This is a genomic window from Paenibacillus sp. FJAT-27812, from assembly GCF_001273905.1.
Taxonomy (GTDB): Bacteria; Bacillota; Bacilli; order Paenibacillales; family Paenibacillaceae; genus Pristimantibacillus.
Window position 1 is genome coordinate 5,921,159 of record NZ_LIGH01000001.1, and the last position, 18,375, is coordinate 5,939,533.

The 18,375-nt window shown below is 49.9% G+C and carries 18 protein-coding genes; 5 read left to right on the forward strand and 13 right to left on the reverse strand.

The window, feature by feature from the left end:
* Positions 1-157 precede the first annotated feature (157 nt).
* The 12 genes from ADU23_RS25250 to ADU23_RS25305 all read right to left on the reverse strand — a co-directional run bounded on the left by ADU23_RS25250 (position 158) and on the right by ADU23_RS25305 (position 13,962).
* Positions 158-976 carry a sugar phosphate isomerase/epimerase family protein gene (locus ADU23_RS25250; protein WP_053376280.1) on the reverse strand — a complete coding sequence of 273 codons (819 nt, stop codon included), beginning with the start codon at positions 974-976 and terminating at the stop codon, positions 158-160.
* Positions 977-979: 3 nt separating this feature from the next.
* On the reverse strand, positions 980-1,876 hold the full coding sequence (locus ADU23_RS25255; RefSeq protein WP_053376281.1) for a sugar phosphate isomerase/epimerase family protein: 897 nt from the start codon (positions 1,874-1,876) through the stop codon (positions 980-982).
* Positions 1,877-1,888: 12 nt separating this feature from the next.
* Positions 1,889-2,701, reverse strand: a complete 813-nt coding sequence (locus ADU23_RS25260; protein WP_053376282.1) for an alpha/beta fold hydrolase — start codon at positions 2,699-2,701, stop codon at positions 1,889-1,891.
* A 17-nt stretch (positions 2,702-2,718) separates the two neighbouring features.
* The gene (locus ADU23_RS25265; protein ID WP_053376283.1) at positions 2,719-3,564 is read right to left on the reverse strand and encodes a sugar phosphate isomerase/epimerase family protein; all 846 of its coding nucleotides are present in this window, start codon (positions 3,562-3,564) and stop codon (positions 2,719-2,721) included.
* A 7-nt stretch (positions 3,565-3,571) separates the two neighbouring features.
* Positions 3,572-4,564 (reverse strand): zinc-dependent alcohol dehydrogenase, encoded by a 993-nt coding sequence (locus ADU23_RS25270; protein ID WP_053376284.1) that lies wholly within the window; start codon positions 4,562-4,564, stop codon positions 3,572-3,574.
* Positions 4,561-5,340, reverse strand: a complete 780-nt coding sequence (locus ADU23_RS25275) for a ThuA domain-containing protein (RefSeq protein ID WP_053376285.1) — start codon at positions 5,338-5,340, stop codon at positions 4,561-4,563. The genes ADU23_RS25270 and ADU23_RS25275 overlap by 4 nt, the downstream gene beginning before the upstream one ends.
* Positions 5,341-5,346: 6 nt before the next feature.
* Positions 5,347-6,969, reverse strand: coding sequence for a glycoside hydrolase family 43 protein (locus ADU23_RS25280; RefSeq protein WP_053376286.1), 1,623 nt, complete (start codon positions 6,967-6,969; stop codon positions 5,347-5,349).
* A 75-nt stretch (positions 6,970-7,044) separates the two neighbouring features.
* The gene (locus ADU23_RS25285) at positions 7,045-8,703 is read right to left on the reverse strand and encodes an ABC transporter substrate-binding protein (RefSeq protein ID WP_053376287.1); all 1,659 of its coding nucleotides are present in this window, start codon (positions 8,701-8,703) and stop codon (positions 7,045-7,047) included.
* Positions 8,704-8,771: 68 nt separating this feature from the next.
* Positions 8,772-9,671 (reverse strand): carbohydrate ABC transporter permease, encoded by a 900-nt coding sequence (locus ADU23_RS25290; protein ID WP_053376288.1) that lies wholly within the window; start codon positions 9,669-9,671, stop codon positions 8,772-8,774.
* 1 nt (position 9,672) lies between these two features.
* Positions 9,673-10,644, reverse strand: coding sequence for an ABC transporter permease (locus ADU23_RS25295; protein WP_442950626.1), 972 nt, complete (start codon positions 10,642-10,644; stop codon positions 9,673-9,675).
* Between the two features lie 156 nt (positions 10,645-10,800).
* Positions 10,801-13,032 (reverse strand): helix-turn-helix domain-containing protein, encoded by a 2,232-nt coding sequence (locus ADU23_RS25300; RefSeq protein ID WP_053376289.1) that lies wholly within the window; start codon positions 13,030-13,032, stop codon positions 10,801-10,803.
* Between the two features lie 99 nt (positions 13,033-13,131).
* Positions 13,132-13,962, reverse strand: coding sequence for a helix-turn-helix domain-containing protein (locus ADU23_RS25305; RefSeq protein WP_053376290.1), 831 nt, complete (start codon positions 13,960-13,962; stop codon positions 13,132-13,134).
* 136 nt (positions 13,963-14,098) lie between these two features.
* On the opposite strand from ADU23_RS25305, the gene ADU23_RS25310 reads away from it, so the two are divergent.
* The 4 genes from ADU23_RS25310 to ADU23_RS25325 all read left to right on the forward strand — a co-directional run bounded on the left by ADU23_RS25310 (position 14,099) and on the right by ADU23_RS25325 (position 16,741).
* Entirely contained in the window at positions 14,099-14,914 is an 816-nt protein-coding gene (locus tag ADU23_RS25310) for a helix-turn-helix domain-containing protein (protein ID WP_053376291.1), read from the forward strand.
* Positions 14,915-15,015: 101 nt separating this feature from the next.
* The gene (locus ADU23_RS25315; protein ID WP_231637527.1) at positions 15,016-15,687 is read left to right on the forward strand and encodes a Crp/Fnr family transcriptional regulator; all 672 of its coding nucleotides are present in this window, start codon (positions 15,016-15,018) and stop codon (positions 15,685-15,687) included.
* Positions 15,688-15,836: 149 nt separating this feature from the next.
* Complete coding sequence (locus ADU23_RS25320; protein ID WP_053376292.1) at positions 15,837-16,028, forward strand: YgaP family membrane protein; 192 nt, start codon at positions 15,837-15,839, stop codon at positions 16,026-16,028.
* A gap of 284 nt (positions 16,029-16,312) precedes the next feature.
* The gene (locus ADU23_RS25325) at positions 16,313-16,741 is read left to right on the forward strand and encodes a hypothetical protein (RefSeq protein WP_053376293.1); all 429 of its coding nucleotides are present in this window, start codon (positions 16,313-16,315) and stop codon (positions 16,739-16,741) included.
* Between the two features lie 72 nt (positions 16,742-16,813).
* Here the strand turns inward: ADU23_RS25325 and ADU23_RS25330 are convergent, their stop codons facing one another.
* Positions 16,814-17,692 carry an AraC family transcriptional regulator gene (locus ADU23_RS25330; protein ID WP_053376294.1) on the reverse strand — a complete coding sequence of 293 codons (879 nt, stop codon included), beginning with the start codon at positions 17,690-17,692 and terminating at the stop codon, positions 16,814-16,816.
* A gap of 220 nt (positions 17,693-17,912) precedes the next feature.
* Between ADU23_RS25330 and ADU23_RS25335 the strand changes: the two genes are divergently transcribed.
* A complete protein-coding gene (locus ADU23_RS25335) occupies positions 17,913-18,341 on the forward strand; it encodes a VOC family protein (protein WP_053376295.1) in 429 nt (142 codons plus the stop codon).
* Positions 18,342-18,375: the final 34 nt, after the last annotated feature.

Below are 18,375 nucleotides of genomic sequence, written 5' to 3' on the forward strand. Positions count from 1 at the left end.
AACAAAGCTACAAATCTCTCAATCCCCTTCATACAATGGAGAGGCGCGTCCTCTTCTTACTATTAAAGCAGACTCACACCAAAGCCTATTCAACATTCCACTGCATAAATTTTCAATTGCGATCCATTCAATGCACAAACAGCTGAGTGAAGCTCGATTACTCCCCCATAACCGCCAGTTCTTCGCGAATATAAACTCCATTTTGCAGCGTTACCCGATCCGGGTCCGATTCGGCGCCTTTGGATTCTTCCTCCACCATGATCCAGCCGTCATAGCCGGTTTCGTTCAAATAACGCATTATTGCTTTATGGTCAATAGAGCCTTCGCCCAGCGCGGACCACGATTCGTTGGCAGCATTCATATCCTTAAAGTGGACATGCTTGATCAGCGAGCGGTACGTTCGAATTATGGCCTCAACGTCCATGCCTCCCTTGGAAATATGTCCCGTATCCGGCGCATAACCGCAGTACCGGGCATCCAAGCCGTTTAGCAGCACCTTGTAATCATCTTCCACTCTGAAAATCGAGCCGCTCGGCGAATTTGGATGATACGCGCATGGGATGCCTTGCTCGGAGGCGCGGCGGGCCACCGCATTAATATTCGCCAGAGCGTTCGCCTGCCGGCTCGCAAGCTCGCTGCGATCCTTGCCCGGAAGCTGCACCATGGTCAATACCGTTCCCGGGAAGTGCTCCAGATAGCGGATGACGCGATCCGCTTCCGATCTTTCTTCCTCAGTCTCTACACCATGCCGCCAATCCAAGGCTAAGCAAAGCGCGCCAAGCTGCAGTCCCCTCTGGTTCAGTGCGTCCAGGAGAGCAAGCGGCGCATCCCTGTACCGCCCAAGCATGCAGACTTCCGGCTCGATTCCTATCCCTCCTGCCTCCGCCGCCACGTCCATAATATGATCCAGCTGGTCGCGGTATTTTTCATAGGACATTTGCCACGTATAGGTTTGAAAACCAAATGAAATCGCCATCCGCTACTCCACCTCCTTAATGGCTTTGCGTATGAACGGAATCGCCTCGCGTCCCCATTCCTCCACCTCAGCGTTAAAGCAGAAATCGACGCACCACCATTCCATGGCTGATACCAATGGTTTCAGTTCTGACAGCACGGCTTGAAAGTCAATTTCTCCCGCTCCAAAAGCTGCATGCGTGCTCGTTTCTTCATCATGCAAGGTCCCGTCCGAATCGATGAGATGGAAATGCCCGATATGGTCTTCAAGCAGCCTTGCGTATTCCGTAATCCCGCCAGACAGCAGCTCTTTCTCCCCGGTTTGGCGGGCGCCGACAACCCCACTCATATAAGCATGACTCGTATCGAACAGCACCTGAAAGGCCGGGTGGTTCACCGCTTCCACGAGCCGCTTCACCTCTGACGGCTTATTCAGCCAGAAGCCCGGCTCAAATTCCCAAACGATGCGCAGCCCCTTCTCTGATGCCAATTCGGCGGAAGCGCGCCATGTCGATACAAGCCTTGAAAAACGCTCCTCGTACTCCGCCTCCGTCAGCGCTTCCGGAGGGCTTACGGTATCCACGCGAATCGTGGCGATGCCAAGGTCCAAGCAAAAATCGATGTAGCCTTGCAGCAGCTCCAAATAGGCGGATTGCTCGCTGCGGTCTGGCGGCGCTGAAGTAAAGTCCGGCGCGTAGCCCGAGATGCCAAGGCCGTAAGAGCGGATTTCCTCCAGCAGCGCTTGGCGGCTCTCGGCCGTCGGATAAAGCTCCGGCGTCGGATGGGGAGCAAATCCGTTGATTTCAACCCCGTCATATCCCGCATGCTGGGCATACTGCAATATTCGCGCGAGTGGCCAAGGCGCCTCTGCAAAAGGACCAAAAGCAAACGCCCAGGAACCGATTGAAATTTTTGGATTCATCTTCATCTCTCCTTATTCGTTAGCTTCCCTATGGCGCAGCAAAAAGTCCAGCGTAATCCGGTTAAAATCCTCCAGCCGGTCCCAGTGATGCGTATGGCCGCTGCCTTCAAAAATATGTTTTTCGGCGTGCTTTATTTCCTCCGCAATTGAAAGCGACAACGGCAGCGGTGTGAAGATGTCTTTATCTCCAACCGTAATGAGCGTCGGCGCTGCGATCGCTCCGAGACGTCCCATCGTATGATGCGAAATGCAAGCCTCACATTGCGACTGAAACGTATGAATAGTCATCGGTGAGGGCTGTTCGAACGCCGCCTGCTGCGCGGCTTCCAACACTTGCAAATGCTGCTCATGATAGGCAGGTGTATAAATGATAAGCTGAAGAAGCTTCTGGAAATCGTCCGCCTCCATAAGCGAATAGGCGTTGCCAAGCGTTTCAAAAACGCGCTTCGTATACGCATCGCAAACCGCCCACGAGCAATTCAGCGTCAGGCTTATGATTCGCTCGGGAGCCGTTAGCGCAGCTTCCTGCGCAATGGCGCTTCCCATGGAGATGCCTGAGAAGTGTGCCCGCTCAATGCCTAGCGCATCGAGCAGCCCTATCGTATCGGCGGCCATTATTTTCGTCGTGTACGGCCCCTTGGGCTCGGAAGAACTGCCCGCGCCGCGGTTATCTATCAAAATGCAGCGGAAATGCTGCTCATAGGCACGCACATGCTCCTCCCAAAGGCTGCCATCGGCCCCTAGTCCCATCAGCAGCACAAGCGGTTCTCCTTCCCCCCGTTCCGTATAAAACAGCTCGATGCCATTGGTATGAATCAAAGGCATTGCAGATTCCCTCCCCGTCAAGCCAAATGGCTTCTGATATATTGAACGCCTAGCCGTGCTGCATCGTCCGGATGCTCCGCATAATCGCGCCACAGATGCAGCCGGGAGATTAACCCCGGAACCTGCTGGCCGAAGGCTTCGATCGTAAGCCAGCCGTCGTAGCCGATTTCCTTCAGCACGTCGAAAATTTCTTTAGGCACGGCATGCCCGCTGCCGGGAACCCCGCGATTGTTCTCCGAGATGTGAACGTGGACAATATGTTTTGCTGCCTTCCGCCATGCTTCCGGCACATTTAACTCTTCGATATTGCCGTGATGCGTGTCTGCCAGTAGCCCTACATTCGCAAGCCCAACCTCTTCCACAAACCGGACGCCGTCTTCCATTGTATTGGCAAGGTACATTTCGAATCGGTTGATTGGCTCAAGGGCAAGCTTGATGCCCAGCTTCGCGGCAAATTCGCCCGCGGCGCGCAGCGTCTCCACCGCATAGCCCCACTCCTCGGGCTGCGGGCCTTGCCCACTGAAGCGGCCAAGGCCTTGGAACAAAGGACCGCATAACACATCCGCTCCGATAAGCTTTGTATTCAAAATCGCGTGCTTCAATATTTCCAGCGCATTTTCCCTTAAACGAACGTCGCTGCTGGCAGGATCAGCCGAAGCCGCATTAAGCGCTGCGATTCCCGTACTTCCAAGCCCCAGCTCCTGCAAAACCAAGCCAAACGCTCTTGCGTCCGCAGCGTCCATGCTGTCGACCGCAAGCTCCACGCCATCAAAGCCCCAATTTAGAATCTCTTGAAGCAAATGAAGATGCTTGCTGGGATCTGGCTTATCCGTCCAGAGAAGCAGATTCATTCCAACCTTCATGACCTGATCACTCCCATGGCTTTAAAATGATTTTGCCGCTTTGCTGTGATGCGGACACCTCGAACGCTTCCTGGATGCGGCTCATCGGAAAGGTATGCGTAATCAGCAGATCCGCGAGCGGAGACTGCTCAATCACCTTCATCAGATTCGGAAATTCATTCAGGTTGTAATGCCAAGAGCCTATCAGATGAATGCCTTTGCGAAGCAGGTCATCGCTCACTTTGATTGGCGTCTCGGAGAAACATTCCCCAACGAAGGCTACTTTGCCCTTACGCTTAACCGCATCGATCTGCAGCCGGTGCGCCGAGACGACGCCTGAGCAGTCTAGTCCATAATCCGGCCCAATTCCGCCGGTCAAAGCTTTGATTTGGCTAACGGCGTCCGGATCACGCGGATCAATGATATGCTCTACGCCCATCCGCTTTGCAAGCTCCACCCGGTATGGGTTCATTTCCGCCGCGATGATCGTGGCTCCCCGGAACTTTGCGTTAACGATCGCGCCGAGGCCGACTGGTCCGAGTCCCGTAATCAGCACGGTTGAGAATACGTTCACTCCCATCGTGGCGAAAGCGCCGTGCGACGGCCCAAGTCCGCAGCAGGCCAGCGATGCTTTCTCATAGGAAACGCCGTCCGGTATTTTGGCGAGCAGCCAAGAAGGCTTTGATAGATACTGCGTCATCGTCGGCTCATGATGGTTCTGATTATGCTCGCAGTAGATGAAGTCGCCTGCCACGCACATCCCGCATTCACCGCATGGATATTGCGGCATGACCACGACGCGGTCTCCGATCCTTACTTTGCTCCCCGGAGCAACCTCCACGACCTCGCCTGCCGCTTCATGGCCTAAGCAATCCGAATGATCGCCGTGGACGAAGCTTTTATATTCCGCACACATCGGCGCGGCATGGACCTTGACTAGCGCCCAGCCCTCCTTCAATGCCGGCTTTTCCCGATCGATCAATTCCGCTTTTTTCTCCCCAGTAATCGCTGCCAGCTTCATAACTCTTCTCCTCCTTCTATTAAATGCTCAGCTCCAACAGCCCAATGCACGGCATTTAGCAGCAGGCGCCTGAACGCTTCGAGCTCAAAATCCTCGGGATGCCCCATCGTCGTAGTAAAAACCCGTCCGCCGCCGGCATGTATCCGAGTCCAAGCTACCGGGTGCACGCGCGGAGTCTCGCTCGTATACGACCAGCCGTTATCCTCTGGATTGACGGTTGCCCCGTTTAGAAGCGGAACCGTTCCTTCCGGCGGATTAGGAAGCACCTGATAGAGCCAAGAACGGCTTTCGAAATGCGTCGGAATGCCCTTAAGAGCCGGATGCTCAGCTGCACCCCATGCGACCGAGACGCTAGTTGATGAAGAATGTCCAAAATGGCGGATCCATGGCGCCCCTAGCACATCGATGCCAAAGCCATCATTCCACTTCTCAAGCGGGTGGCCAACTGGATATTGGAATGCATGCGTGCTCGTCCGGAGTCCAACGACCGGCTTGCCCGCTTCCAAATATTCGCGGATATATCGGAACTGCTCCTCCGGCAGCTGGCGGAAGCGAATATAAAATACTGCCAGATCGGCATCTTGCAGTGCTTCGAGTCCAGCAATGTCCGTCGGATCGCCAGCGCCAAATGTCGCCGTAAGAACGGTTACTTTGGCTCCATGTTTCGTTGCAGCTTCTTCTGCGATCAGAGGCATCGTTTTTTCCGAATCATATTCATCCTCGCCGCAAACAAATACGATATGACGGCCTTTCAACGACTCGTTGGGTAATATCACGTTATCTCACTCCTTCTCCTCATAACGGAAGTAGTCGAAGTCGGCCGCCTTGCGCCCCCCCGACAAATCATGGGCGCATAAACCGATGAAGGCGCCGGTAAATCCCCAATCGGTAAAATAACCGTCTACCAAATGGGTCGCATATTCATCCGAGATTTTACTGGCATCAAGCACCGGGCCTATCGTATGCCAATCCGTTCCATCCCATGAATAATAGAATTGAAGCTCGGTATGCGAAATCACGAGCCGCAAGTAAGCGCGCGCTCCCGCGGGAACCGGAACCGGCGCATCGGTATGCTCTTGGTAAACGCCATGATCGTTGGCAAGAATAGCAAGATGAGTACCTGCTGCCTCGTCATAGCCAATACGAAGATAATAGTAGTTTTGAGAATTATAATAATAGATGAGTCCGGCCATCTGCTGGTAAGTCTTCGGTTCAAACTCTACCACCGTCTCCGCCTCGCACCGGAATGCTTGCTGGCGCCTGCCTGCTAGACTGTGCCGGAAGCGGGAATTGGGAGACTCCATACCCTTTAGGCGAAGAAAGCCCGGGCGTTCCGTAACGGACAGCCAGTCTTCCCTTATGGGCTGGCGAAGCGATTGCCACTGAATATCCAGCTTGCCGCCGTCGAAATCGTCTACGCTTGGAGATTCCGGAAATGGATGCTTTGGCAGTGCCGGCGCCTGGACGGTAACATTCGGTGAATTCCCGCCCCCATCAAGCCGGAGCCATCCATCCTCCGACCACGCACAGCGCTGAACAGCCGTTTCCCGGCCCAAATTGCAGCGTTTGTCCTCTGTCTCCAGCGGCCGTCCGCATAGATGGACGATGTACCATTCGTCGCTTTGCGTGTGCACTAGGCTGGCATGCCCAGCCTTTTGCAGCTTCAGATCCGGCTGATGGTAGGCGGTAAGCATCGGCCCCAAAGGATCCGTTTCATAAGGTCCGATAAGCTCTTTCGATCGAGCCACCGTAACGGCATGCTCATAGCTGGTTCCGCCCTCGGCAACCATTAGATAATAGAAGCCGTCTTTCTTATATAAATGAGGCCCTTCCGTCAGCCCCAGCTCCGAACCGGTATAGATCAAATGGGAAGGTCCGACGAGCTGCTGCCTCTCCTCTGAATATTCCTGCAAATAAATACCGTTAAACGGATCATGGTTTTTGCGGTAATCCCACTGCATTTGGACGATCCATTTCCTGCCGTCGTCGTCATGGAACAACGAAGGGTCGAAGCCGCTGCTGTTCAAATAAACCGGGTCTGACCAAGGGCCTTCAATATCGGGAGCCGTTACTACATAATTATGCGTGTCCTTGTAGGCGCCAGCATGGCTTTTCACATCGGTGTAGACCAAATAAAACTTACCCTCATGGAAAGTAAGGCATGGCGCCCATACGCCGCCGGAATCCGGATTGCCCAGCATGTTCAGCTGGCTTGGCCGATCCAGCGGACGGGTAAGCAGCCGCCAGTGGATCAGGTCACGGGAATGATGGATCTGTACACCAGGAAACCATTGAAAGGTCGAAGTCGCCACATAGTAGTCATCGCCGACTCTTACGATGGACGGGTCCGGGTTAAAGCCTCGCAAAATCGGATTTTGTATACGCGCCAGCTCTTGGCTCTTCATCGTCTCACTTCCTTCTCGGTAAAATGAACGGCCTGCAGCGCTACGCCGCAGGCCGCTAGTGTCATACTGAACGCATCATTTTTTCATTTTGTTCAGGTTCGCGTCATATGCTCTTTGCAAAATTTGCAAATATTCGTTCAGCTTCAAGCCTCCGAAGCCTTGCACATAGCCGTTCCAATCCTTCTCGATATCCTTATGCCCCGTGATGAACTGCAGCATATTCGAACGGACGTAATCCTCTACCGTCGCTTTATATTGCGCAGCTTTCTCGACGTCCTCGTTGCTGATAAAAATATCGATCGGGAGCATTTCATCCTCTTTCGGCTCGAACCCTTCATACTTTTTCGTCTCCGTGACCAGGCGCAGCTCATAGCCCTCCGGCGACAGCATATCTTGGGATACCGCTTCCGACTCGAAGCGTTCGCGCGGACGGAAATCCGGGCCTGCTTGATCCCAGCCGTCTGTGTGGATCGTCTCGCTTCTGTAGGAAGGGTCCACCTGATAGACGGCAGGCTTGCCGTTCACGTCAAGCTGGCCGTCGCTTGCCTTGCTCCAGGAATGCCCCTCAACCGAAAACACTTGACCTCTTGTTCCTTCTTCGGTCCATAGATAGTCCAGCATTTTGATGGCAGCGATTTGCTGCTCTTCGCTTGCTTTATCCGTTATGACGAATCGTCCCTGATTGCCCACCGATTTGTAATAGCCCGATAGCTGAACGCCTTTTGGTCCTTTGAGCGGCGGAACGGCGACGTAATCCTGATTGCGCTCATCCGTTGCGGCTACCCCCATCTGCACATGGCCGATTGCAAATGAGCCCAAAATCGTTTCGCCGACGTTGTTGCCGAGCTGCTGCAGCCCCTCCTGGTTTTGCGTGAAGGCTTGCGGATCGATCAAGCCTTCTTTGTACAAGGATGCCAGATAGGTTAGCCCGTCCTTCCATTCCGGCTGATTGGCGGAGAGCTGCACCTCTCCATCCTTGACGCGGATATAAGAGAAGGATTGACCATCGCCGTTATTGTAAATGAACGGATTCATCAGAAAACCCGTAATATCGCCATGCCAGGTGTATAGAGCGCCGCTAAGCGGAACTTCATCCGCAATGCCGTTGCCGTTCGGATCTTTCGTTTTGAAGGCAAGCAGCACCTCGGCATATTCCTCGGTAGTCGTCGGCATCGCAAGCCCAAGCTTGTCGAGCCACTTCTGGTTGATCCACAGCTTCTGCGCATACCAGCAGTGATAACATTCGTTAACCTGCGGCATGCCGTAAATATTGCCGTCCGAAGCCGTAACGGCTGTTTTCAAATCCGGACGCTCTTCAAATATTTTTTTAATATTCGGCGCGTATTGCTCGATCAGATCATTAAGCGGCAGGAACACGCCCTGCTTGCCGAACTTCATCTGCTCGGCAGGCGTAAAGTTGCCGCTAAGAAACACTTCCGGGTAATCGCCGCTCGCCATAAGCACGTTGCGTTTATCGTTGTTATCGTTAGGCGGCCCGACCGTAAACGAAAGCTTAACGTTCGTTTTCTGTTCCACCAGTTTGGTAAACGGATTATCAAGGCTTGCAAGGTTGGGCGATTGATTGATGAATGCGGACAATTTGACCGGTGCCGCTTCTCCTTCAGCGGCTCCATTCGATGCTTGACCCTTGGAATTATCGGTTTGCGAGCAAGCGCTGAGCAGCAGCGCAGCAGTCAATAGAACGCCGGCTAATAATTTCCATGATTTTCTCATTCTAGACACCCCTTTAGACTCGTTATGGATACAGCTTCCGGATAATCACTACCTATGATCTGTTTAGATTAACCTTTAAGAGAACCGATCATGACCCCCTTTACGAAATGCTTCTGAACAAATGGATATATGATGAGGACAGGCAGGCTCGAAACGACGATAAGCGAAAATTTCAGCAAATCTTTCATCCCTTGTCTGGCTTCCATTGTTCGTACGTCTACCATCATCGAATTATCGACGGAATTCTGGATCAGTATTTCGCGCAAAATCAGCTGAAGCGGATACAGGTTTACGTTTTTCAAAAAGATCAGCGCATCAAAGTAAGCATTCCAAGCGGTCACGGCGTACATGAGCGCAAGAACCGCAACGACCGGCTTCGACAGCGGGAGAACGATCGACCATAGGAACCGGAGATCGCTGCAGCCGTCGATTTCTGCCGCTTCGTTAAGCTCATCCGGAATCGACTCCTGGAAAAACGTTTTGGCGATAAATMCCTGCCACACCGCAATGGCCTGCGGCAGCAGCAGTGCCCAGCGCGTATCGATCATGCCAAGGCTCTTTACCGTCAGATAATACGGTATCAGTCCTCCGCTGAAGATCATCGTGACAATGATCAGATACATAATTAACGTTCGCCCATAAAAGGTCCGCTTTGACAACGGATAAGCAAGCGCGAACGTCAGGAAGACGCTGATCAAGGTGCCCACGCCCATATAGAAGAGCGAGTTGGAATAACCCGACCATATGCGCGGGTTGCTCAGTACGGCAGAATAGCCTTTCAGCGACGGTTCGACCGGGAAGAGCCATACCCTTCCGGCAACGACCGCCTGCGGCGAGCTGAACGAAGAGCTCACAATATAAATAAGCGGGTAGAGAACGGCAGCAAGCACGGCAAACAATACGATGTAAATGACGGTGAGCAGCACCTTGTCTGACAACGGCTCTTTGATAGCACTCGATTTCGCCATATTAGAACAACCCCGATCCTGTAGCGCGTCTTGCACCAAAATTGGCTAGCAGTATTAAAACTAGATTAATCAATGAATTAAACAAGCCGACAGCCGCCGAGAAGCTGTAATTCGCTTGAATCAAGCCGACTTTGTAAACATAGGTCGATATGATTTCGGAAGCGCTCGTATTCAGCGGATTTTGCAGCAAATATACCTTCTCAAAACCGATATTCAGCAGCTGACCCATGTTCAGGACCAAAAGCAGCACCATGATCGGCATAATGCTCGGCAGATCGATATGGATAATTTTTTGCAGCCGGCTGGCGCCGTCGAGCTTCGAAGCCTCGTATAGCTGCGGGTTGACCCCGGCAAGGGCGGCGATATAAATAATGGCGCTGTACCCCATGTACTGCCAAACGTCAGATAACACGAAGATGGTCTTGAACATGGACGGCTCGCCGATGAAATTGACGGAATCAAAGCCAAGCGCGGTACGCACATGATCAATTACGCCGATGCGCGGTGCCAAGAAAAGCAAAATCATCGAAACCATCACGACGGTAGAAATGAAGTACGGCGCATAGGTGACCATTTGAACGGTACGCTTGAAGAAGCCGTTTTTTAATTCATTGATCATAAGCGCCAAGATGATGGGAGCCGGAAATCCAACTGCCAGCGTGTACAAGCTTAGAAACAACGTGTTCTTAATGAGAAGCCAAAAATTCGGATGGTTGAAAAACGCTTCGAAATGTTTGAAGCCTACCCAAGGGCTGCCCCAGATGCCTGCCTTCGCGCTTAAATCCTTAAACGCGATTTGGACACCTAAAATCGGAACGTATTTGAATAGAACAAAATAAACGAGCGGCAGCAGGATCAAGAGATAGAGCTGCCAATGCCTTTGCATCTTTCTGACGATTTCGGTTCGAACCGTCCGCTTGATGGGTTCTGTCGGCATGCGTGCCGCGGCTGGAATTGAGGTCATGTTGGACACCTCGCAACGCCTCCTTGTGACTATGGATTGGTTTGTTGGGGCAACTATACTCCACGAAACCGCAGCCCGGCAATTTACAAGATTCCGGCGGTATACAAAAATCGGACCGAGCCAGGGCGGCGCGATCCGACTGTTTTCTATACCATTTTCCTAGTCTTAACCGGACTTTTCCTTGCGGTAATCGCCCGGCGGCACGCCAACTACCCGCTTGAAGACCCTGTTAAATGAAACCGGATTCAAATAACCGACCGTCCGCCCGATTTCCTGAACGCTCATCTCCTTCTCCAGCAGAAGCTGCTTCGCGAGCTCTACCCTTCGATGAATGAGGAAATCGATAAACTTGATATTGAATTGCTCCTTGAACAGCGAGCTGACGTTTTTGGAAGGAATATCGAACTGCTGGCTTAAATGGATAAGCGAAAGATCAGGATTGAATACATGCTCTTCAATATACAGTTTCATCTTCAGGGCAATTTCTGCCGCCCCGCCTCTGCTTGCTTTCTCCGAAATGACATATTCAAGCTTCTCCATAATGCCCAAAATCTCTTCCTGGACATCCTCCAGCGTTTCGAATTGATCGATAACATCCTTCATGATCGCTTTGTTCGTCTCCATAATTTCGTCGTTAAGGATGGTGCCGTGCACATGCTCAAACAAATAAAACACGAAATAATTGAGCAAATTAACCATATCCTCACGCTTCAGCTTATTTTGCTTGAACTGCTCAAACAGCGTGCCGTATTTCAACCGCCATTCCGGCTCCATCAGCCGGAACGCGTAAATGAGATTGCGAATTTGCTCAAGCTGGTTATACAGCTCGAAGGAGGTTCCCGTCTCAGTCTCCCAATACCCGATCGTGCGGTTATTTCCGAACACCAGCCTGAAATTAACGGCTTCAATCGCATTCTTATATGAAGACTTGACCATGGCGACCGAATCGGTCGTTTGCCCGATTCCGAATGTGGCCGTGAACGGCAAATTGGCTCTGATCCACTGAAGCGCATTGTCTGAAACCTTAAGAATGCTGTCCATTAGCTGATTCTCGTCGGCCTCTTGCACATAGATGAAGCCGCACATTTCTTTATCGTTCACCCATTCGCTCCAGCTGGAGAGTCCGTACCTCTGGATAAGCTCCATGTACATATTTTGAATAATAAACCGAAACAGGATCATATCCTGCTCCCGGTATCTCGACAATACGTCTGAATATTTGTCTATCGAAATGACGATGACGGATGACTTGCGGAAGCCGCCCGTAAAGCCATGGCGCTCCATCTCCGCATTCCATTCCGCATTGGCAAGCGATCTAGACCCGTTCATCACCTCAACGAAAATCGACTTTTTGCGGTAGCCGCTATTCAGATCGGATTGGGACTTGAACAAATTGAAGCGCTGGACCAAGGAATCGACGGTTGATTCGATATAATGGAACTCGTTCCGCTCAGCAGCGCTCTGCTCGCCTGAGGCATGGGAGATTTTATCCAGCTTCGAAATAAGCGCGCGCAGAGGCTTGTAATTACGGTTCGTCATATATACGATCGAGAGCATGCCGATAACAGCGACGACGAGGGCGAGAATGATCCATACGCTCGAGAAGGTTTGCAGCAGCGTAAAGCTGCTTCCTTTCTCCAGCCCGCTTTCATAGGTCCAGCCCGTGTAATCCGATACGATCGTTGAAATCGCTTTTCGCCTCTCCGAATTCTCTTTCACCGGGTTGAAAACCGGCTCGTTGTCTTTGCCCATTATCGTAACGTAACTGGCGGTTTGGTCCATCTTTTGCGATACCAGCCCTTCAAGCGAGCTTGCCCGCACGTTAATGATGATTAGGCCGCTTTCGCCGCGGCTCGTCAAATATTTACGCGCAAGCGAAACGACCGGCTCCTCTCTTGATGCATGAAATTCTTTGAATGGCCGTACATTCGTCCAGTGGTAGGAGTAATTATCCTGCCTCAGCTGGTCCACGAAGGCTTTGTCCGAGAACTGCTCAAGCGGCGACACCGTATTGGAGCTAAGCACGAAGCCGTCCCGTTCCCTAACTAAATATATGGAATGGATGCTTTGGTAAAGCTGCTTCATATTATTGAATTCCTTAGTCATTTGGTACGTAAAGAAAACAGACGGCTGCCCCTCTTGGTCAAAATAATCGAGCATATTAAATTCGTCCGATTTGCTGCGCGTCTGAATCGTCACCATCATATGGTCGATCGACTGCAGAGGCTGCTCAACCGTCTGAACAATCTGATTGTTAACGCTTGCGTAAATATGCTCGGTATCCTTCTGTGCACGCTCCGTCAGCACCTGAAAAAAGATGAAAAACAAAAATGAGATCATTAGAAAGAAAACCGGCATATAAGAAAAAAGCAGGCGGTAGTACCACGTTTTGCTCATTTTTTTCATCTCCATCCCTATAGATATCCCATTTTTCTGTAAGCGCTTTCGAAAAACGACAAGCCTTATGCATTCATATTAACAAGACAATGTGATGGGTTACAATGGAAATTGAGACCTTTCTTCTGCTTGCTCCGACTGTTTGGCGTAAGCACGGGGACTTTTCCCCATCCGCTCGCGGAACAGCAAGGCGAAATGGCTGTAATTATGAAACCCAACGTCGTAAGCCGCTTCTGTAACGTTTCGGCCGGAGTGCTTAATGAGCATTGCCGCTTGCCGAATTCTCATGTCGTTGATCGTCTTCACGATCGTTAGCCCTGTTTCTTCCTTAAACAGATGAGTTAACCTTGAAGGGGATAATCCCACCGATTGGGCGATATCTTCAATCCGAATCGTTTCTCGCATATGTCTGGATAAATAGTGCAGCGTCTCCTCCACTCTCGGATCGCCTTTTCTCTCGCACCGTTCTGCAAGGAGCAGCAGAATTCCCCGAATTTCATTCTCGCATAACGGTTCCCAGTGGGTGCGCTGCTCCCTTGAATCTTGAATGACATTTTTAAGCGCCTGATAGACCCGTTCCTTCAGCCCCGCTTTCCCGAGCGATATTTTTATAAGCTCCTCGGAAGGCAAGTAACTCGTTTCAAGCATAGTCGGAAAATGGGCCCAAATGAAATTCCATCTGCTTCCCGGAACTGTTCCGTATCGGTGGGGGACACCGCTTCGCAATATTGCAACTTCACCATCTGAGCAGATTTCTTCTCCTGCTGGTGTTTGGAAATATCCCTTACCTTCAAGCGTATACGTAATAAGCCAATCCGACATGCCCGAAGGACGGCTGGTCATATATCGGTCCGATTCATTAAAGTGTCCGGCAAAAATCGTGCCATAAGCCGGAGCATCATAGTTTTCCAAACGATCAAACCCCGTCAAGCAAACTCCTCCTCCGCCTTTTTTCCTAGCATACCGTCAAGAAATCCTCGCGGCAATGGCTGCTAGTTGCGATTTTGTATCTCCCATTGATATAATGCGGCTAGAACAATATTACCTTGCCAAAGAGGTGGAATCCATGTCTTTCCTTTCGCTTGGCCTCTCTATTTCCGATATCGGACATGCTACAGCCGGATCTATCGTGTATCCGCCAGGAGGTCGCCTTGGTCCCCGGATTCAGCAGGATGTCCAGCTCGTTATGTTATATACGGGCGAAATGAGTGTCGAAATCGACGGAAAAATGTTAAGTATCGGCCCCGGCCATGTCGCATTGCTTAAGCCGGGCTGCGAGGAAAACTTCACCTTCTCGCGAACCGAAGAAACCTGGCATCGCTGGATAGCCGTACATTTAAACGATCTGTCAGAACCTGCACGGCAGGCGCTTGATCAGCTTCCTGCAAGCCTGCCGCTTACGGAGGAAATGAATCGGCTGCTCGATCTTATGCTGAACGTCCAGCGCTATGCGCAGGCGGAAGACCCGGCCGTCGTCAGTCTAGGCTTGGCCGCTCTTTATCTTTATCCTACCGAGTCGAGAAGAGCGCTGCTGCAGAAGGAGAAGCATCCTGCCATTTATCAGGTGTTATCCCTAATCCATGAGCGTTACATGGAAGAATTGACGCTTGCCATGCTCGCAAGCCAAGCCGGGTTGTCTCCCGAACATTTGGTTAGGCTGTTCAAGCAGGACGAGCAGACAACGCCCATCGCCTATTTGTGGAGCTACCGGATCGGCAAAGCTATCGAGCTGTTAACCAGCACCGGATTAAACGTAACCGAAATTTCGCATCGCTGCGGCTTCAAGACCTCACATCATTTTGCAAGAATGGTCAAGCAATCCACTGGTCGTACCGCATCCGAAATAAGGCGAATGTCATGGAGCGGCATGCGCAAATTTTGACGCTTAATATGTAATACGGTAACAATGTCACAGAAACGAGTCCGTTATGTATGGTAAAATACAGCTGCCATGAAGACCCATTTTGCAAGGAGATGAAGTCGGTGAGTTTAACCGTGCATGCCTGCATCCCGCAAATTATTTCTCTATTTCCATGCTTATCCGATATTAGTGAACAAGATTGGAGCATTAAAGGAATTGAAGTGCTCGAAATATCGCCGAATTTCGTGCTCCACGAAGGGCAGTTTTTGGAGCATGCGGTTATGCTTCTGGAAGGTACCGTCCGAATGTACAAAATTAGCTCCACCGGCAGAGAAATAACGCTTTATCGAATCAATGGCGGGGAATGCTGTCCACTGATGACGTCCAGCATTTTAGGCGAGAGCGAATATGAAGCTTCTGCTTGTATCGAAAAACCATGCCGCGCCCTATTGATACCTGTATCGACTTTCCGGGACTGGATGGATAAGTATCGGAATTTTCGCCAGTTTATGTTTAAATCTTTTGACAATCGAATAATCATCATGTCGAATCTGCTGGATAGCATACATTTCAAATCCATTCGCGGGCGCATTGCGGAGTATTTGATTCAGTCCGCGGACGGCAGCGGAAACGTTATGATTACTCATGATAGGTTGTCGATTGAGCTCGGAACTGCCCGAGAGGTCATTAGCCGCACGCTGAAAATGCTTGAAAAGGATGAGCTGATTTTGCTCTCTCGGGGCAAAATATCGATTATCGATCATAAAGCGCTTGAACATTATTTGGAATCATAGTCCTCGCCAACATCAACCTCGACCAATCTGTTTTACTCTTCGCTAAAACCAGACTAATTTTTCTATGTGACTTAGTTACGGTTTCTTGGGCTGCGCCTTGATATGATCAGGACTGTAGAGAATAACAAACCGAAACGGAGGAACAAGCAATGAAAAATGTAGGCGGAGCCGATCGTATGATACGCATTCTATTAGGAATTGCGTTTTTGTCGCTTTTCTATTTTTTGGGCGGGTACTGGAAGCTGTTCGGCCTTATCGCCCTGCCTTTGCTACTCACTGGCCTGATGCAGAGATGCGGTATAAATAAACTGCTCGGCCGCAACACATGCCGGATTGGCTAGACTATCAGACAAGTCTTGCAATTTACTTACACGGGCGAAACTATCCCTCTCAAAGCGCTGCTCCTATTGGCAGCAGCTTCAAGAGGGATATCTTTTTTATAAATAACTTTCCATCGTAAGACCTGCGGCTCTAGATAATTTGAACGGGAATTGTAAAATGAGAACAGCCTAACTCATGTAAAGTAGATTTACATAAAACGTTGTATGGCATATAATAACATGATACATATTTTGCATACTTCACATATTTTTTACAATTGATAAACATAAAGGAGCGGGATATTTTGATTCATGTTCAATCCGGAGAACTAAAGCTGATATGCGCTGAAGATTGCGGAAACTCGCCGAAAAAAAAGCTGCTCAAGGATTTTAACATCGCTTTTGCTAATTACGATATAGACTTTATTAGTGAGAACATTTCGGAGGAGATGTGCTGGAATTTAGTCGGCGAGCAGCTGCTCATCAAAGGGAAGGTTCCTGTCGTCGAGACGCTGAAAGTCATGAAGAAAAACAAAGTGAGCGAACTTTCGATCACGCACATCATTACACACGGGAATACCGGGGCTGCCAACGGCTTTATCAAATATGAAAATAACAAAAGCTATGCTTTTTGTAATGTGTATCTTTTCAGCGGCGCGGGCAAAAATGCAAAAATAAAAGAAATAACTTCCTATGTACTCGAACACGATGTGCCCAACAGCCCGACGGCTTGATCCAATTTTAAAATAATAGCCGCTTAATCTCTAGATTATGCGGCATTCATCCATCCCTATTCCGTTATCTACTCAGCTTACTTTTTTTAAGATTGGTATCCATATCTCGCTTCTGAAAACGGGTGAGCTTACATCTTTATGCTCGTTCCACAAAATCTCCGGCCCCTCGGCTTGCTCGTAATTGGTGGATGGGAACCATTCGGAATAGATGCGTCCCCAAATCTCTTGCAGCGCAGCAGGAAAAGGTCCGACCGCTTCAAATACCGCCCATGTCAATGCAGGCACCTCAAGCTGCGACAGGTTAGCTGGACATTCGTTAGAGGTTGCGACGCCGATATAATGATCAAGCTCCCCTCTTTCCTCCATTCTGCCTTCAGAAAAGTTAGTGGAGGCGCTTAGCAGCCCCATCGGTGCCACATTTGATAAACCTTTTAGCGTCGTTATCGTTTCTTCATTCAAGCTTTTCCACATCGAGGCAATTTCCTGATTAACGCCATGGAATACAATCGGGACTCTTTTTTTAATTCCGATCACACGAAAAGCCTCTTTATCTTCGATTCTGTAATTCATCTCAATGCCTCCCTTAATCGTTAATTGAAAGCTCATCCGCGGAAAGGCTCTTAGCGGTTGACCATTGTTTTTTGCATCGGTAGGTGTGATCCCGTGTAAGCCTTGAAATGCTCGTGTAAACGAGTCCGGTGAGCTGTAACCGTACTTAATTGCAAGATCGATAATTCTAACATTGCTGTTTGTCAGCTCCAAAGCGGCAAGAGTTAGCCGCCTGCGGCGTATATACTCCGATAGCGATACGCCCGCAAGGAACGAGAACATTCTCTTAAAATGATATTCCGAGCAAAAGGCTCGCCTTGCAGCTTCTTTAAAGTCAATCTCTTCCGTTAGGCTGGCTTCAATATAATTCAATGCCTGATTCATGTTCTCAAGTAAATTCATGTCAAACCTCCTTTCCACACCATTAGAATAACAAAAGCTGCATGCCTCGATCCGACATTCCGTGCACAATAACGATGGGTCTATGACAGCTGCCGCAGAATACTTTCTTCAGCCTTATTTACACAAAGATATGAAATCGTATATTTGAATTGCTACTTGTAAATGATACAATAGGAAAGCAAAGAGACTATCAAAACAAATCGTTCGAGGAGTGAAACAAATGGCTGTTGATCCTTATCTTAACTTTAACGGTAATTGCCGTGAAGCTGTTGAATTTTACGCTAGCGTCTTTGGAGCGAATGAGCCAAAATTCATGACTTTTGGCGATACGCCGCCTAGTCCCGAATACCCTCTGCCAGAGGAAGCGAAAAGTTTAATTATGCACACGCGGCTAAACATTCTAGGAACGAATGTTATGTTTTCTGATATTTTTCCTGGCACGCCTTATGTAGAAGGAAACAACATTAGCCTCGCAATCGTTCATGAGAACATAGAAGAACTTCAATCGATTTTTCACAAGCTGAAAGAAGGCGGAGCAGTCGTTATGGAGCTTCAAGAAACGTTTTGGAGCAAATGCTACGGCAGCCTTAAAGATAAGTTCGGCATTGAATGGCAATTTAACTACGACGATGGTGAAATGAACTTCTAGATTTCGAACTACTCGCAGATTCAAAAATAGGGTA

Excerpts from the sequence above, each read along its gene's own strand:
- ADU23_RS25250 (WP_053376280.1), bottom strand. The coding sequence starts at position 976 with ATGGCGATTTCATTTGGTTTTCAAACCTATACGTGGCAAATGTCCTAT.
- ADU23_RS25255 (WP_053376281.1), bottom strand. The coding sequence starts at position 1,876 with ATGAATCCAAAAATTTCAATCGGTTCCTGGGCGTTTGCTTTTGGTCCT.
- ADU23_RS25260 (WP_053376282.1), bottom strand. The coding sequence starts at position 2,701 with ATGCCTTTGATTCATACCAATGGCATCGAGCTGTTTTATACGGAACGG.
- ADU23_RS25265 (WP_053376283.1), bottom strand. The coding sequence starts at position 3,564 with ATGAAGGTTGGAATGAATCTGCTTCTCTGGACGGATAAGCCAGATCCC.
- ADU23_RS25270 (WP_053376284.1), bottom strand. The coding sequence starts at position 4,564 with ATGAAGCTGGCAGCGATTACTGGGGAGAAAAAAGCGGAATTGATCGAT.
- ADU23_RS25280 (WP_053376286.1), bottom strand. The coding sequence starts at position 6,969 with ATGAAGAGCCAAGAGCTGGCGCGTATACAAAATCCGATTTTGCGAGGC.
- ADU23_RS25285 (WP_053376287.1), bottom strand. The coding sequence starts at position 8,703 with ATGAGAAAATCATGGAAATTATTAGCCGGCGTTCTATTGACTGCTGCG.
- ADU23_RS25300 (WP_053376289.1), bottom strand. The coding sequence starts at position 13,032 with ATGAGCAAAACGTGGTACTACCGCCTGCTTTTTTCTTATATGCCGGTT.
- ADU23_RS25310 (WP_053376291.1), top strand. The coding sequence starts at position 14,099 with ATGTCTTTCCTTTCGCTTGGCCTCTCTATTTCCGATATCGGACATGCT.
- ADU23_RS25320 (WP_053376292.1), top strand. The coding sequence starts at position 15,837 with ATGAAAAATGTAGGCGGAGCCGATCGTATGATACGCATTCTATTAGGA.
- ADU23_RS25330 (WP_053376294.1), bottom strand. The coding sequence starts at position 17,692 with ATGAATTTACTTGAGAACATGAATCAGGCATTGAATTATATTGAAGCC.
- ADU23_RS25335 (WP_053376295.1), top strand. The coding sequence starts at position 17,913 with ATGGCTGTTGATCCTTATCTTAACTTTAACGGTAATTGCCGTGAAGCT.